The following is a 13601-nucleotide window of genomic DNA, read 5'->3' as shown; positions in this document are numbered from 1 at the left end:
GCAGGCGGGCGCGGGCTGCAACGGCGCTGTGCCGCAGCCCGCGCCCGGCCCGCCCGAAACGCTACGACGCCTCCGGCCCGAGGCTGCCCGCCTTGCCCTGGACGCTCAGCCGAGCTTCTTGATAAACGCGTCCCAGCCGGCGCGGCCCGAAGCGTCGCGCTTGAACACGCCGGTGCAGGCGAGGATGCGCGCGAACGCCCCGCCGACCTCCTCGCGCAGGACGGGGCCGATCGCCTCGGCGCGCGCGTCCTCGCAGGCCAGCTCGGCCGCTCGTCGGGCGAGCACGCTGACGGCCCAGGCGGCGTGGGACGCGGTCGCCTCGCGCTCGAGCAGGAGCGCTTCCGCCTCCTGCGGCGTCCGGCCTGCCCGCGCGGCCTTGGCGAGCTCCCGCTCCACGGCCGGCAGCTCGCGGGCGAGGCGCGGCGGCAGGATGGCGAGGCCCATGATCTCGATGAGGCCGATGTTCTCTTTCTTGAGATGGTGCAGCTGCGCGCCCGGGTGGAAGACGCCCCACGGCCGCGCGTCGTCGACGCGGTTGTTGCGCAGGACGAGGTGCATCACGTAGAGCGCGCCTTCGCGGTGCACGATGGGGTTGAGCGTGTTGTGCGGGCCGTCCGCGTCATGTGCGACGATGCCGCACGGCTCGAAGGAGAAGCGCTGCCACGCCTCCAGGATGCGCGTTGCAGCGCGGGCGAGCGCGGCGCGGTCATGCGAGGCCAGCCGCAGCGCGGAGGCCGGCCAGCGCACGACGCCGCAGCCCACCTGAGGCAGCCCCGCGAGCGCCACCTCACGCTCGACGGGGGCTTTCATCAGGGGGAACACGTGACGTCCTCCCTGGAAGTGGTCGTGGGAGAGGATGGATCCGCCCACGATGGGCAGATCGGCGTTCGATCCTATGAAGTAGAACGGGAACAGGTCGGCAAAATCGAGCAGCCGCTCGAGGCAGGGCGCGTCGATCCTCATGGGCCGGTGCTCGGCCGAGAGCGCGATGCAGTGCTCGTCGAAGTACGCGTACGGCGAGAACTGGAGGCCCCAGCGCTCGCCACCCAGCTCGATGGCGGCGATGCGCAGGCCGGGCTTGGCCGGGCGCCCGGGCGCGCCGGGAAAGCCCTCGTTCTCCCAGCAGAGGTCGCAGCGGGGGACGCCGGGGCCCGTGGGAGCGTCCGCTACCGCGCTGCGCGCCGCCGCGGCGGCGATGGCGCGCGGGTCCTTCTCGGGCTTGGACCGGTTGATGGTGATCTCCAGCTCGCCGTAGGGGCTCGCCGCCGTCCAACGGATGGTGCGCGCCACGGCCGCCTCGTCGAGGTAGCCGCTCGAAGCGCCCAGGTCGTGCAGGTAAGCGACGGCAGCCTCCGCGTCCTGCGCGAGCAGGCGGTCGAACTCCGCGCGCACCTCTTCCGGCGCGGGCAGCGGCGCGCCCATCAGCCGATCCTCCGCGCGCACGCACCCGGCGCGCCGATGGCCACGGGCAGGCAGGCCTCGAAGCCCAGCAGCGCGTCCATCTGCGCGCGGAACGCCTCGGCCTCGGCGTCCGGCACGAAGGCGAGCACGCTGCCGCCGAACCCGCCGCCATGGATGCGGTACGCGCCCTTCTCTCCCAACAGGTGCGCGCACAGCGCGAGCACCACCATCGCGGGCTGCTCGGCGCCCGAGGCGTCGGCGCGCGGCGACACGTTCTGCAAGAACTGCGCCGACGACATCCCCGACTGGCGCGCGAGCGCGAGGAACATCGGGAAGTCGCCCTTTTCGAGCGCCCGCCGCTGCGCCGCCACGCGCCGCGTCTCCTCGAAGTAGTGGAGAGCGCGCAGGGCCGCGCGGTCGCCCAGCTCGGCGCGCACGCCCGCGAGGTCCTCGAGAAACGCCTCGCAGGGCACGTCCTCGAGCCGCTCGCGCCCGAAGTGCCGCGCGACGGCGAACATATCGGCGGGGACGGCCACGAACTCGTCGGTGTGGCGGGAGTGGTCGCAGCGGCTGTCCACGAGGAACAGGGCGTGCCCGCTTGCGCGCACGTCGAAGGAAACGGGGGAGACGCACGGCTCGGCGCCGGCGAAGTCGAGGGCCACGATGCCGCCGAAGGCGCTCGCCAGCTGGTCTTGGGCGCCCGTGGGCTTGCCGAAGTGGACGTCCTCGGCCCACGACCCGTCGAGAGCGAGCCGCACGAGGCTGCGGCGCGGGTCCAGGCCCTCCGGATCGCAGAGCGCGCGGATCAGCAGGCCCGTCAGCATCTCGAAGGCGGCCGATGAGGACACTCCGCATCCGGCGGGGATGTCCGAGCACGTCACGGCGTCGAAGCCGCGCAGCTCGCCGCCCGCGCGCACGTAGGCGGCCGCCATGCCGCGCACGAGCGCCGCCGACGAGCCGCGCTCCTCCGCGCGCGGCTCGAGGTCTCCCACGTCGATGGCCGCCTCGCCGAAGCCCTCCATGCTCACGCGGATCACGTCCTCGCCGTTCGGCGCGGCCAAGGCGAACATCCGCCGGTCGATGGCCGTAGATATCGTGCGCCCGCCCTGGTGGTCGGTGTGGTTGCCGGCCAGCTCCACGCGCCCCGGCGCGGACGCGAACGCGAGGGCTCGGCCGGCCATGTTGCCGAAACGATCCGCGAACCGCCCCTTCAAGCACTCAAACGCCTCTTCCTCGGTCCGCATCACGGCGCGCCTCCTTCCGCGAGCTTGTTCACGCGCCGATCGTACGTCAGAATCCCGTTCGTCTCCTCCTCCACGTCGGAGAGCTGGGTGTACACGTAGCCCGCGAGCCCCTCTCCCTCGAGCGCGTCGGCTTGGGCGAGGGTCGCGCGCACGGCGCCCCGAAACGACGCGAGGTCGCCCGAGGAGCCGTACCCGTACGACGTCTCCAGCGAGGAGTGCCCGTCCACGTGATGCGACAGCCCGCCGAACTCCGAGATGACGAACGCGCGCGGCGGCTGGGCCGCGTCGGGGTACACCTCGAGCGGCCGGAAGTAGTTGTGCACGCTGAGGAAGTCGCCGCAGCGCTGGTCGTACCACCCGCTCACCGCGTCGATGGGGCGCGTCGGGTCGAGCGCGCGCACCGCCTCCACGGCCCGGCATGCGTCGAACTGCCCCCACGCCTCGTTGAACAGCACCCAGGCGACGACGCAGGGGTGGTTGCGCAGATGGCGCACCGTTCCCGCGCACGTTTCGGCCCATTCCGCGCGAAACGCCGGGTCGTCGGCGGCCAGGCCGGGGAAGCGGCGCGGGTCGTCGTCGGCGTAGCGGCCCCACGAGCTGCGGAAGAACGTGGGCTTGTAGCTCGAGTGCCACGGGTTTGGAGCCGCCCCTCCGCTCACCATGTCCTGCCACACGAGCATCCCCAGCTTGTCGCACCACCAGTAGAAGCGGTCGGACTCCACCTTGATGTGCTTGCGCAAGAGGTTGAAGCCCGCCTCGCGCATCGCGCGCACGTCGTGGGCGAGCGCCTCGTCGTCCGGCGCGGTCATGAGGCCGTCGGGCCAGTAGCCCTGGTCGAGCACGCCGCGCAGGAAGAGAGGTTCGTGGTTCAGGCAGAAGCGCGGCACGCCCTGCGCGTCGGGCTCGACGCCCACGGTGCGGAAGGCGCAGTAGCTCTTCACGCGGTCGCGGCCGAAGGAGAGCTCGAGGTCGTAGAGATGCGGGTCGTCCGGGCTCCACAGATGCGGGTTCGGCACGTCCAGCGCGAGTTCGCAACGGCCGTTCTCCGCACGCGCCTCGCCGCGCGCCACCTCGCGGTCGTCATCGAGCAGCCGCACGGCCAGCGTCGCCTCGCCGCGCACGGCTGCGGAGAGCATGAGCTTCCCCTCGTCGGGCCGCGGGTCGATTACCAGCGCGACCACGTGCTCCTCGGGCACCGTTTCCAGCCAGACGCTCTGCCAGATGCCGCTCTGCGCGGTGTACCAGATGCCCCCGCGCGCAAGCCGCTGCTTTCCGCGCAGCTGGGTGCCGGCATCGCTGGGGTCCTACACGCACAGCGCGACCTCGTTCTCTCCATCGGCCAGCGCGTCAGTGACGTCGAAGCAGAACGGCAGGTAGCCGCCCCTGTGCTCGCCGACGCGCGTCCCGTTCACGTAGCACGCGCACGCCCAGTCCACGGCGTCGAAATGCAGGATGACGCGCTCGCCGCCCGCGGGCTTCGTGCAGGACAGCGCGCGCCGGTACCACAGAAGCTCGTCGGGCCGCACCTGCCGGCGCACGCCCGACAACGGCGCCTCCGGCGAGAACGGCACGCGGATGCGCCTGTCCCAGGCGGCGGGCGGGGGAGCGTCGCGCCACGCGCCCCCCGCATCGGCGACGGCCGCGATCGCGTAGTCCCACCACCCGTCGAGCAGCTCGAAGGCCTCGCGCGCGAGCTGCGGCCGCGGATGGACCTTCGCCCGCTCCCCGCCCGCCGCCAGCGCCTCGCCCCACGGCGTGAGCAGCTCCCGCAGCTCCGCGTCCTCCGGCTTGCGCGGCGCGCTCGCCAGCACGCGTTTGATATCGAGCATTTTCGCCTCCTCCGAAAATGTCATAGAAGGGACAGTCCCCTTCTATGACATTTTGCTCTTCTTGATGAACGGCAGCACGGCGAACGTGAGCAGCGCCACGGCCGCACCGCCCAGGAAGATGAGCGACGACGGCGTGAACCCGTCGCCCACCACGCCGAACCCGAGCGCCCCCGAGCCCGCGCTCAAAGCCGAGCCGATCCACAGCCCAACGAGCATCGGCACGAGCACGGCCATGAAGATGCGCACGCCCTGGAACGACCCCACGCGCCCGGCGGGCGTGTTGTTGCGCACCTCCGCGCCGAAGCAAGCGACCGCCCCCAGGTAGCCGCAGAGCATCAGCACCGACCCCGCGAACACGCCCGCCATGCCCGTGAGCAGCGTGAGCACCACGCACCCCGCCACGAACAGCAGAAGCGGCAGCACCACCGCGCGCCGGAACCCGCAGGCGTCGACCCGCTTGCCGTAGAGGATGGTGAACACGGCCGCGATCGCGATGCCCGGCGCCATCACGAACACGTAGCTCTCGCCCAGGATGTAGGGCAGGCGCAGGTACAGCACGTAGTAGGGCATGAACACCTGCAGCGCCGTGGCGAACACGAGGTAGCCCAGAAGCACCAGGTAAAGCATCCGGTTCTCGCGCACCGCCTGCGGGCGGAAGCCGTAGAGCGCGCTTGCCAGGTAGCCGCCCGTAGGCGCGCGGCCGGGCGCCGAGTCGTCCATGAACAGGAGCACGCCCGCGCCGAGCGCCATCACCGCGACGCCGACGATGGTGAAGAACAGCGGGTAGTCGTAGGTCACCGTGCCGTCGGGCCGCACGATCATGAAGAACAGCGCGCCGCCGAACACCGCGAGCATCGCGAGCAGCGGCATGGCGGAGTTCACGCCCTCCACGCGCCCGCGGTTCTCCTCGCAGGTGATGTCGGTGATCCAGGCGTTGAAGCACGAGTCGTTCGCCAGGCTGCCGAAGAACGTCATCACGCAGTCAAACACGATGGTGAGCGTCACGCCGAACGCCATGGCCGCCGCCGCGGTGCCGGCGAGCGCCGACGAGATAGACTGCAGGTAGGCGAACACGATGATGGAAGCGCCCCACAGCACGGTGCCCACGCCGATGAACGCCTTGCGCCGCCCGACGCGGTCCGACCACGCGCCCGCGAACAGCGTCGTGGCCGTGGCCGTGAGCGCCGAGGCGGACACCATGAGCGCCACGTCGGAGAGCGACGCGCCGAACGCGTCCTGGATGAACAGGTTGAAGAAGTTGTTCTCGAGCGCCCAGGCCACCTGCCCGAAGAACGACAGCAGGATGATGAGCGCCCACGACTTCCTCGTCAGGCCGGGGCGGGGCAGGGAGGCGTGCTCGGCAGGCATGGCATCGTCGATTCTCTCGGAGGAAACAACTTGGTGCCATCCTACCGGATTCCGCGCCCCGGCGCACCCTCCTTCTACGCCCTGCGCACGGGCCGCACGTACTTGCAGAAGCGCGCGGGGTCGAAGTAGAGGTAGATCACCTTCCCCGGCGCCGTGTCGAACTGCCAGCCGTTATCGGCGGCCTCGAACGCGGCCATCGCGGCCTCGATCTTGTCCTCCACCGTGCGCATCTGGCGCTCGTAGTCGAAGGGCCCGTGCTCGAACACGGCGTACTCGCCCGCCTCCACGTCCATGAGGCGCAGGTTCGGCGGCACCTCGCCCGCCCAGTCGCGGGGCAGGCGCGCGCCCAGGCACTCGACGCGGGGGAAGCCCCAGGCGCACAGGCGCCCCGCCGGGTCGCTCACGTAGGCCATCACCTGGCCGCCGCCGGCGTTGGCCTCCGCGCCGCCCTCATCGTCGAGCTTGCCCTTCACGCTGTCCAGCAGGCCGCAGACGGTGGCCATGTCCTGCCCGGGAATCTCGTTCTGCTTCTGGCAGAAGTCCCAGTAGCCGTTGCTCTCTCGGTTGGCCACATGCAGGAACCGGTGCGCGGGCACCGTGATGAAATAAGGTTCCACGTTCTCGTTCTCGTCCGTCATGCCGATCTCTCCCATTCCCAGCACGTAGCGGTCGAAGGCGGTGATCTTCGTGCGCAGCACCACGGGCCGCGGGTCCGCCCGGTACGCGCTCGGCGTCACGCCGAAGGCGCGCTTGAACGCCCGGGTGAACGCCTCGTGCGAAGAGAACCCGTGCGAAAGTGCGATATCGAGCAAGCTCGCGTCGCCGTCGCGCACCTCCTTGAGCGCGAACGCCAGCCGACGTCCCCGCAGGTAGTCCCGCAGCGGCATGCCCGAGACCTCCTTGAACCTCCGCGTGGTGTGGAACTCGGAGTACCCGAGCAGCTCCGCCAAGGCGCGCAGGGTGAGCGCCTCGTCGTCGCGGGCCGCGATGCTCTCGTCGATCGCGTCGACGATCTGCTGCACCTGCCTTCGCCATTCGTGCATGTCTTGTCCGTTCTCCTTGCCGGTCAGCGCGCGCTGAGCTGCACTATACGGCACGCGGGGCACGCGCGCTTGATCCGACTTGCGAACGTTGCCCGCGGGCTCTCGGCGCGGGCCGCCTTACTGCTCGACGGAAACGAACGGGGGAAAGCGGTCGGAGCCTCCCGTTCGGCGCATGGTCTCGACGTCCACGTCGAAGGAGGCGCCGTCGTACTCGTGGCGCAGCTTGCCGCCTTCGCAGCGGGGGCGATGCTCGGCTTGGAAGGCGACGGGCTTTCCCCTGTGTCGAGCGCGCAGGGCGTCCACGTTCCAGCATCGCAAGGCCTCCAATCTAGCAAAGATTCCGAGGTAGGTGAGATTTTCTCTGTCATAGAATCGTCGGAAGTGGATGTGTGCAAGTAAAAGACTAGGTCGATGCTTGCTATCTGGTCGTTTCGGGTTGAACATGCTAAATCGAAAGTCGCATACCTCAAGATCTCTGCCATTTTCGGGTATGCATCGGTTATGGGTGCTGCCGTCCTGGCCTAATCCCGTGCGGCTTCAAACGGCTCGCTTGGAGAAAGGGCCATTCTTCTTCTCGCTTGGGACCCCTTCCTTGATTCTTCGTCTGCTATGGCGTATCTTATGAATGAAAAATAATTCATTTAAAGGTAGGGGGGACAGATGCCGAAATCGCCGGAGCGATGCGCGGAGTTGCGGGGCGAGATGCGGGCGCGGATACTGCGCGAGTCGCTGCGCTACTTCGCGCGCAACGGGTTCGCGGGCACCCGCATAGCGGACCTCGCGCGCGGCATCGGCATCGCGCAGGGGACGATCTACCGCTACTTCGACTCGAAGGAGGACCTGTTCGCCGCCTTGCGCGAGCTCGTGGCGAACGGCGCCGACGTGCGGGAGCTCAAGCTGCTCGCCCGGCTGCCGCTGACGGCGAAGGCGAAAATCGGCCGCCTTTCCGCCTCCATCCTGGGGCGCCTGGCCGACGACGAGCTGTTCGCGGCCTCGGTGGTGCTGAACACGCAGCTCATGCTGGAGGAGGAATCCGACGCGGACGGCCGGCCCGCCCCGTACCGCTCGGAGCTCTACGTGCACACGGCGCGCATCGTCGAGCAGGGCCAGCGCGAGGGCAGCGTGGTTGCGGGCGATCCCCTCAAACTGGCCGACTACTACTGGGGCGTCGCGTACCTCTACGCGCTGAAGCGGCTGTTCACGGCAGGCTACGCCATGATCGACGCGGCCGATCTGGATCGCACGCTGCTCAAGGGAGGACGCTAGCATGGGCGCGCGCATCGCCGTCCTCACGGGCGCGACCGGCGGTATCGGCCGCGCCTTCGCGGAGCGGCTGCTCGAGGACGAGGGCATCGACGAGCTCTGGGCGGTGTCCCGCACCCCTAAGAAGCTCGAGCGCCTGCGCGGCGATCTGGGCGGCCGCGCGGTGCCGCTCGCCGCCGACCTCTCGACCGCCGAGGGGTTGCGCGCCGTGGAGCGCGCCCTGCTCGCACAGCCGGAGCGTCCCACGGTGGCCTACCTGGTAAACAACGCGGGCGCGGCCAAGATGGGCGCATGGGCCGAGTTCCCCGTCGACGAGATCGAGCGCACGGTTGCCCTCAACTGCACGGCCGTCGCCGCGCTCTGCCGCATCTGCCTGCCGTTCATGGGGCGGGGGAGCCGCATCCTGAACGTGTCCTCCGCTTCGGCCTTCCAGCCCACGCCCTTCCTCGGCCTGTACGCGGCTACGAAGGCGTTCGAGCTCAGCTACTCGCGCGCGCTCGGCGCCGAGCTGGCGGGCACCGGCGTGACGGTGTGCGCCGTGTGCCCGAGCTGGGTGGACACCGACCTGCTCCTGCACGAGGTGAACGGTCGCCGCGTGGCGTTCCCCGGCCTCGTGCCGCCCGGTAAGGTGGCCGCCCTCGCCCTGCGCGACGCGCGGCGGGGACGCGCTCTGTCGGTGCATCCCCTGTACGCGAAGTACCTGCACGTGGCCGCGAAGGCGGTGCCGCAGCGCCTCGTCATGGCCACGTGGCTGCGCATGCTGAAGCGCTACGGGGGCTGAGGGCGCGCCGGCCGTTCGACGCGCGCGGCGGCCCCCTTGCGGCCCTTCGCCCTCCTGTGGTATAAACGACGGCGTCAACACTACTTGAGGAGCATGACTTTTGTCACAAGGATGTAGCGTGGAGATTGTCGCAAGCCGGGAGGTTTGCGAGCGCTAGTCTCCGCTGGAACCTCCCAAACAGGGCAACGACCACCAACGTTTTGGGAGAACCACCGTGGAAAAAATCAAGAGAGGCACCGCCTTCTACCAGGCGCACGCCTGCATGGACAGCTTCATCTGCAAACAGTGCGGCCAGCTCGTCACGCCCGACGAGGCGGGGAGCCGCCATCGCAACCACTGTCCTCAATGCCTGCACAGCCTGCACGTCGACGAGCGGCCCGGCGACCGAGCGTCCGTGTGCGAAAGCATCATGGAGCCCATCAGCGTGTGGGTGCGCAAAGGCGGGGAATGGGCCATCGTGCACCGCTGCAAGCGCTGCGGTCACCTGAGCTCGAACCGCATCGCCGCCGACGACAACCCCGTCAAGCTCATGTCCATCGCCGTGAAACCGCTGGCAGAGCCGCCGTTTCCCCTCGAGGGCCTGCGGGCGGACGCGCCCGGCGCGCAGGCGCGCGAGGGAGGCGAGGCGTGATGGCGGCCGTCGATGTGCGCGCGTACGGCGCGACCGACGCGATCATGCAACGGGCGCGCGAGGCGTTCGGCTTGGAGGATCCCGTCGTGGGGCGCGTCCTGTCCCAGGCCCACGAGCTGTACCGCGTCGTCGGCGAGCAGGGCGAGCTCTTCGCCGAAACGGCGGGCAAGCTGCGCCATGCCGCCCGTTCGGCCGCCGACTTCCCGGCGGTTGGCGATTTCGTCCTGTTGGACCGCGCGGACGACGCGGGCGGCCGCGCCATCGTCTCGCAGGTGCTTCCGCGCACGAGCGCTTTCGTGCGCAAGGCGGCCGGCGCAACGTTCGAGCGGCAGGTGGTGGCGGCCAATATCGACACCGCGTTTCTGTGCATGTCGCTCGTCGGGGACTTCAACCTGCGGCGGCTCGAGCGCTACCTCGCGCTCGCGTGGGAGGGCGGGGCGGTGCCCGTCGTGGTGCTGACGAAAGCCGATGCGTGCGACGACCTGGGGCGACGGCTGCAGGCCGCGCAGTCGGCAGCCCTCGGCGTCGACGTGCTGGCCGTGTCGTCGATGGAGGAGGGCGGCTGCGAGGCCCTGCGCCCCTACCTTGCGCCCGGCACGACCGTCGCGCTTCTGGGCTCGTCGGGCGCGGGCAAGTCGACGCTGGTCAACCGCTTGCTGGGGGAGGACGTCCTCGAAACGCGCGCCGTGCGCGCCGACGGCCGCGGCCGTCATGCCACCACGCGCCGCCAGCTCGTGCTGCTGCCGGGCGGCGGCCTCGTGATGGACACGCCCGGCATGCGGGAGCTGGGGCTGGGGGACGTTGCCCGGGGCCTCGAGCAGGGGTTCGCCGACGTGGAGCGCCTGTTCGCCTCGTGCCGGTTCTCGAACTGCACCCATACCTCCGAGCCGGGGTGCGCCGTCTACGAGGCCATTGCGGACGGCGAGCTGTCCGAGCGCCGCTGGCAGGCGTACCGCAAGCTGAAGGCCGAGGCCGCGTTCGCCGAGGACAAGGCGGGCTACCTCGCCCAAAAGGAACGCAGGTACAAGGACATCTCGAAGGCCGTGAGGCGCCTGCCCGCGAAGCGCTGACGTGCGGGGCCCGCCCCGGCGCCGCCCCGACGGCCCTACAACCGGGTGACGGTTCGGCCGCGCGCGCCCGGGCGGGAGCGGCGGGCAGGTATCGTGGGCGCGTACGCGAAGACAACGGCGCGCCGCGACCCGCTGCTCGGGGCGGCGCGCCTGCGAACGAGGAGGCACTCATGGCAGACCTGCAAAGCCCGCAAGACAAGATCACCCTGCGCAACGGCTACGGCGTGCCGTGCATCGGGTTCGGCACGTGGAAGATGCCGGACGGCGAGGTGGGCATCGATGCCGTCCACCAGGCGCTCGCCGACGGCTACCGACACATCGACACGGCGGCGGCCTACGACAACGAGGCCACGGTGGGCAAGGCTCTGGCCACGTCCGGCCTCACGCGCGAGGAGCTGTTCGTCACCACGAAGGTATGGAACACCGACCGTGGCTACGAGCCCACGCTCAAGGCGTTCGAGGAATCCCGCAAGAAGCTCCACCTGGACTACGTGGACCTCTACCTCATCCACTGGCCGGCGGCGCAGGGCGCCGAGGACGACTGGCAGCGCACGAACCAGGAGACGTGGCGGGCGCTCGAGACGCTCTACCTGGACGGCCAGGTGCGCGCCATCGGCACGAGCAACTTCAAGCCCCACCACCTGGAGCCGCTCATGAACTCCGCCGAGATCCTGCCCATGGTGAACCAGATAGAGCTGCACCCGGGCTGCAACCAAGAGGCCACGCGCGATTTCTGCAACCGCAACGACATCGTGGTGGAGGCCTGGTCGCCGCTCGGCGCAGGGCGCGTGCTGGAGAACCAGCTGCTCATCGACATCGCGGCCAGCTACGGCTGCACGGTGGCGCAGCTGTGCATCCGCTGGTGCCTGCAGCGCCGCGCCATCCCGCTGCCGAAGTCCACGGACGCCGGGCGCATTTCCGAGAACGCCCGCGTGTTCTGGTTCAATATCACCGATGAGGACCTGCAGCGCATCGACGAGCTGGACCCCCTCGGCCAAAGCGGCCTCGACCCGGACACCATCGACTTCTAGGGGCGAGACAAGGCAAGGCGCGTCATGGACGCGCCTTGCCACGGAAAGAAGCGCCGCCCTTGATTTGCTAGCTTGCCGCATTGCGTGACGATGAAGACATGGACCGCATCTCATCGGGCGTTACCGATTCGACCATGTCTATGAGCTCCTGCTTCGAGTGGATGTCGAGCCTGCAGTAGATATTGTAGATGTGCGTCTTTGTCGTGGCTTTCGAGATGCAGAACGTCTCTTCGATATAACGTGCATCGCGTCCTTTTGCCAGCAGCTCGAATATCTCGGTCTGACGCGGGGAAAGGTCGTACTTCTTGCAGATGTAGGCAACCTTGAACCGCCACGAGCCCACGCGCTCTTGGGATTTGCTCATTGTCAGAAGCCGGTCCCCTGTATTTATGGGGATGGTTATGGGTTTGGACGATGGTTCGTCGAAACCGTGGTTTGCCGGGGGGATGTCGGCGAGAGGGATGTCGAAGCATGCCTTGCTGTCGTTTTCGAACAGATCCGATGTAGGATAGGCACCCTTGTTCATGAACGTTTGCGCGAAGATATTGAATACCACGACAAGGCTGCACGCGACCAGCAGCAGGGGGGAATCGAACCCGTTCGCCGCCCCTGCCAACGAGATGGCCAGCCCCACACCAGCTCCCCCGCAAACGAACGCCTCTTCGCCCATGTACCATGCGGGATTGAGCTCCTCGAAGCGAATGAACTCGATGCTGGCATTGATAACGATGATGATCTGGATGGATACCACGAATAGCAAGAACATCAAGCAAAGGTACTTGGCTGGTGCCGGGGCAATGGACAACGGCAAGACACCGAGCGTTATCGTAAGCGCAAGATAGTCTTTCGAGTATCGTTCGATCAGATAATCGCCTTTTCGGTGAAACGCCAACAAAACGAAACCGGCAGCTACAATGGGCAATACGAACACGGCGATCGATGCCGGCCCCTCAGCTGGGTACACTTCAGTCATTGCCTGGCGCTGTGCGCCTATAAGCCCGAGGGCGAACCCGAAATCCAAGCCAATGGTCGTGTACGTCCATCGGTCTGCGCTCGCGGTCATCGCCCGTTTTCTCGACTCGGCTCCGCTAACGGACATGAGCTCTTCATGGGCTTTCGTCTTGTTGATTCGAAGGAGCGCCCACGAGAGCAGCGCCAAACAGCAATCTAGGGTAGCCACTTCGAGGCCATCCAGCGGCATCATCGAAACCAGTCCGGTTGCCGAAATGGCGCACGCAAAAGCCAGGGAGATGAGGGAGACCAGAAGGATGTGCGAGTACTCGCAAAGACGCAAGCACCAGCGAAAGCCCGTGCACACGATACCGATGGCGACGAGCGGCAATGAAACCATCGGGAAACCGAGCTCGAATAAAAGGGGTCCGATGCAGGTTCCGAGCACCGAGGCGGCGACGATGACCGGCTTCCCTTTTCTCGACGAGAAGAATGCGCAGCTTTTTTTCAAGACCAGCAGCATGATGAAGCAAAGAAAGACGAGAGCGACTTGGTGGGGTATCGCGATATCGAAAAGAAAGGTGCTGCCGAGGAATACCCGAGAGTCGAACAGCAGGAGAAACACGGCGAAGAGCATCAAAGACAGACTGACGAATCCTCCGAGGAACGAGAGGAGTCCTTCTTCCCTTTTCTGGATAGCGCCGATGATGGTAGCATGCTTTCTATCGCTGACCTTTGGATTCATCGTTCCCCTCCCCCCGATAAAAGAACTACTGCATGCTAAGAAGCTATCGTAAAAGCGCAACTGACGCATAAGGCATACGGTATGAAACTTGCCGTGCTCGGGCTTGTCGGCAAAGGCGTTCAACCCTTATGCCCGATTGAACAAACGCGCCAACGTGGCACGCTGTTAATTACACGCTTTGTTCAGATCTCATGATCGGGGGAGGGGGGTCGTATTGTGTGCATGCATTGCAGCCAAATGTGCG

Annotated in this window: 12 protein-coding genes; 5 read left to right on the top strand and 7 right to left on the bottom strand. The window is 67.8% G+C overall.

What is annotated here, in order from left to right:
• Nucleotides 1-105: 105 nt before the first annotated feature.
• The 6 genes from K9U15_RS07850 to K9U15_RS07825 form a co-directional block, all read right to left on the bottom strand.
• Complete coding sequence (locus tag K9U15_RS07850) at nucleotides 106-1422, bottom strand: UDP-glucose--hexose-1-phosphate uridylyltransferase (protein ID WP_301155870.1); 1317 nt, start codon at nucleotides 1420-1422, stop codon at nucleotides 106-108.
• A complete protein-coding gene (locus K9U15_RS07845; protein WP_301155953.1) occupies nucleotides 1422-2645 on the bottom strand; it encodes a galactokinase family protein in 1224 nt (407 codons plus the stop codon). The genes K9U15_RS07850 and K9U15_RS07845 overlap by 1 nt, the downstream gene beginning before the upstream one ends.
• The gene (locus K9U15_RS07840) at nucleotides 2645-3826 is read right to left on the bottom strand and encodes a glycoside hydrolase family 2 protein (RefSeq protein ID WP_301155868.1); all 1182 of its coding nucleotides are present in this window, start codon (nucleotides 3824-3826) and stop codon (nucleotides 2645-2647) included. Before K9U15_RS07840 ends, K9U15_RS07845 begins: the two co-directional genes overlap by 1 nt.
• 123 nt (nucleotides 3827-3949) lie before the next feature.
• A complete protein-coding gene (locus tag K9U15_RS07835; RefSeq protein ID WP_301155867.1) occupies nucleotides 3950-4474 on the bottom strand; it encodes a sugar-binding domain-containing protein in 525 nt (174 codons plus the stop codon).
• 42 nt (nucleotides 4475-4516) lie between these two features.
• Nucleotides 4517-5842 (bottom strand): MFS transporter, encoded by a 1326-nt coding sequence (locus K9U15_RS07830; protein WP_096226622.1) that lies wholly within the window; start codon nucleotides 5840-5842, stop codon nucleotides 4517-4519.
• A 74-nt stretch (nucleotides 5843-5916) separates the two neighbouring features.
• Nucleotides 5917-6885, bottom strand: coding sequence for a helix-turn-helix transcriptional regulator (locus K9U15_RS07825; RefSeq protein ID WP_096226621.1), 969 nt, complete (start codon nucleotides 6883-6885; stop codon nucleotides 5917-5919).
• 660 nt (nucleotides 6886-7545) lie between these two features.
• On the opposite strand from K9U15_RS07825, the gene K9U15_RS07820 reads away from it, so the two are divergent.
• The 5 genes from K9U15_RS07820 (at nucleotide 7546) to K9U15_RS07800 (ending at nucleotide 11661) form a co-directional block, all read left to right on the top strand.
• Nucleotides 7546-8151, top strand: a complete 606-nt coding sequence (locus K9U15_RS07820; protein WP_154270588.1) for a TetR/AcrR family transcriptional regulator — start codon at nucleotides 7546-7548, stop codon at nucleotides 8149-8151.
• 1 nt (nucleotide 8152) lies between these two features.
• Complete coding sequence (locus tag K9U15_RS07815) at nucleotides 8153-8929, top strand: SDR family oxidoreductase (RefSeq protein WP_154270589.1); 777 nt, start codon at nucleotides 8153-8155, stop codon at nucleotides 8927-8929.
• Nucleotides 8930-9143: 214 nt separating this feature from the next.
• A complete protein-coding gene (locus K9U15_RS07810) occupies nucleotides 9144-9560 on the top strand; it encodes an RNHCP domain-containing protein (RefSeq protein WP_197702159.1) in 417 nt (138 codons plus the stop codon).
• Nucleotides 9560-10630, top strand: coding sequence for a ribosome small subunit-dependent GTPase A (rsgA, locus tag K9U15_RS07805; protein WP_301155866.1), 1071 nt, complete (start codon nucleotides 9560-9562; stop codon nucleotides 10628-10630). Before K9U15_RS07810 ends, rsgA begins: the two co-directional genes overlap by 1 nt.
• A gap of 170 nt (nucleotides 10631-10800) precedes the next feature.
• Complete coding sequence (locus K9U15_RS07800; protein ID WP_154270590.1) at nucleotides 10801-11661, top strand: aldo/keto reductase; 861 nt, start codon at nucleotides 10801-10803, stop codon at nucleotides 11659-11661.
• A 67-nt stretch (nucleotides 11662-11728) separates the two neighbouring features.
• On the opposite strand, the gene K9U15_RS07795 is transcribed toward K9U15_RS07800, so the two are convergent.
• Nucleotides 11729-13357, bottom strand: coding sequence for a response regulator transcription factor (locus tag K9U15_RS07795; RefSeq protein ID WP_301155865.1), 1629 nt, complete (start codon nucleotides 13355-13357; stop codon nucleotides 11729-11731).
• Nucleotides 13358-13601 lie beyond the last annotated feature (244 nt).

Origin of the sequence: Gordonibacter sp. RACS_AR68 (assembly GCF_030418485.1) — a bacterium.
In the GTDB taxonomy this organism is placed as follows: Bacteria; Actinomycetota; Coriobacteriia; order Coriobacteriales; family Eggerthellaceae; genus Gordonibacter; species Gordonibacter urolithinfaciens.
This window is presented reverse-complemented; position numbering and strand designations above follow the sequence as displayed.

What these genes read in the sequence shown, in the direction of transcription:
- K9U15_RS07815 (WP_154270589.1), top strand. Translation starts at nt 8,153, where the DNA reads ATGGGCGCGCGCATCGCCGTCCTCACGGGCGCGACCGGCGGTATCGGC.
- K9U15_RS07835 (WP_301155867.1), bottom strand. Translation starts at nt 4,474, where the DNA reads ATGCTCGATATCAAACGCGTGCTGGCGAGCGCGCCGCGCAAGCCGGAG.
- K9U15_RS07820 (WP_154270588.1), top strand. Translation starts at nt 7,546, where the DNA reads ATGCCGAAATCGCCGGAGCGATGCGCGGAGTTGCGGGGCGAGATGCGG.
- K9U15_RS07795 (WP_301155865.1), bottom strand. Translation starts at nt 13,357, where the DNA reads ATGAATCCAAAGGTCAGCGATAGAAAGCATGCTACCATCATCGGCGCT.
- K9U15_RS07845 (WP_301155953.1), bottom strand. Translation starts at nt 2,645, where the DNA reads ATGCGGACCGAGGAAGAGGCGTTTGAGTGCTTGAAGGGGCGGTTCGCG.
- K9U15_RS07850 (WP_301155870.1), bottom strand. Translation starts at nt 1,422, where the DNA reads ATGGGCGCGCCGCTGCCCGCGCCGGAAGAGGTGCGCGCGGAGTTCGAC.
- rsgA (WP_301155866.1), top strand. Translation starts at nt 9,560, where the DNA reads ATGGCGGCCGTCGATGTGCGCGCGTACGGCGCGACCGACGCGATCATG.
- K9U15_RS07825 (WP_096226621.1), bottom strand. Translation starts at nt 6,885, where the DNA reads ATGCACGAATGGCGAAGGCAGGTGCAGCAGATCGTCGACGCGATCGAC.
- K9U15_RS07800 (WP_154270590.1), top strand. Translation starts at nt 10,801, where the DNA reads ATGGCAGACCTGCAAAGCCCGCAAGACAAGATCACCCTGCGCAACGGC.
- K9U15_RS07830 (WP_096226622.1), bottom strand. Translation starts at nt 5,842, where the DNA reads ATGCCTGCCGAGCACGCCTCCCTGCCCCGCCCCGGCCTGACGAGGAAG.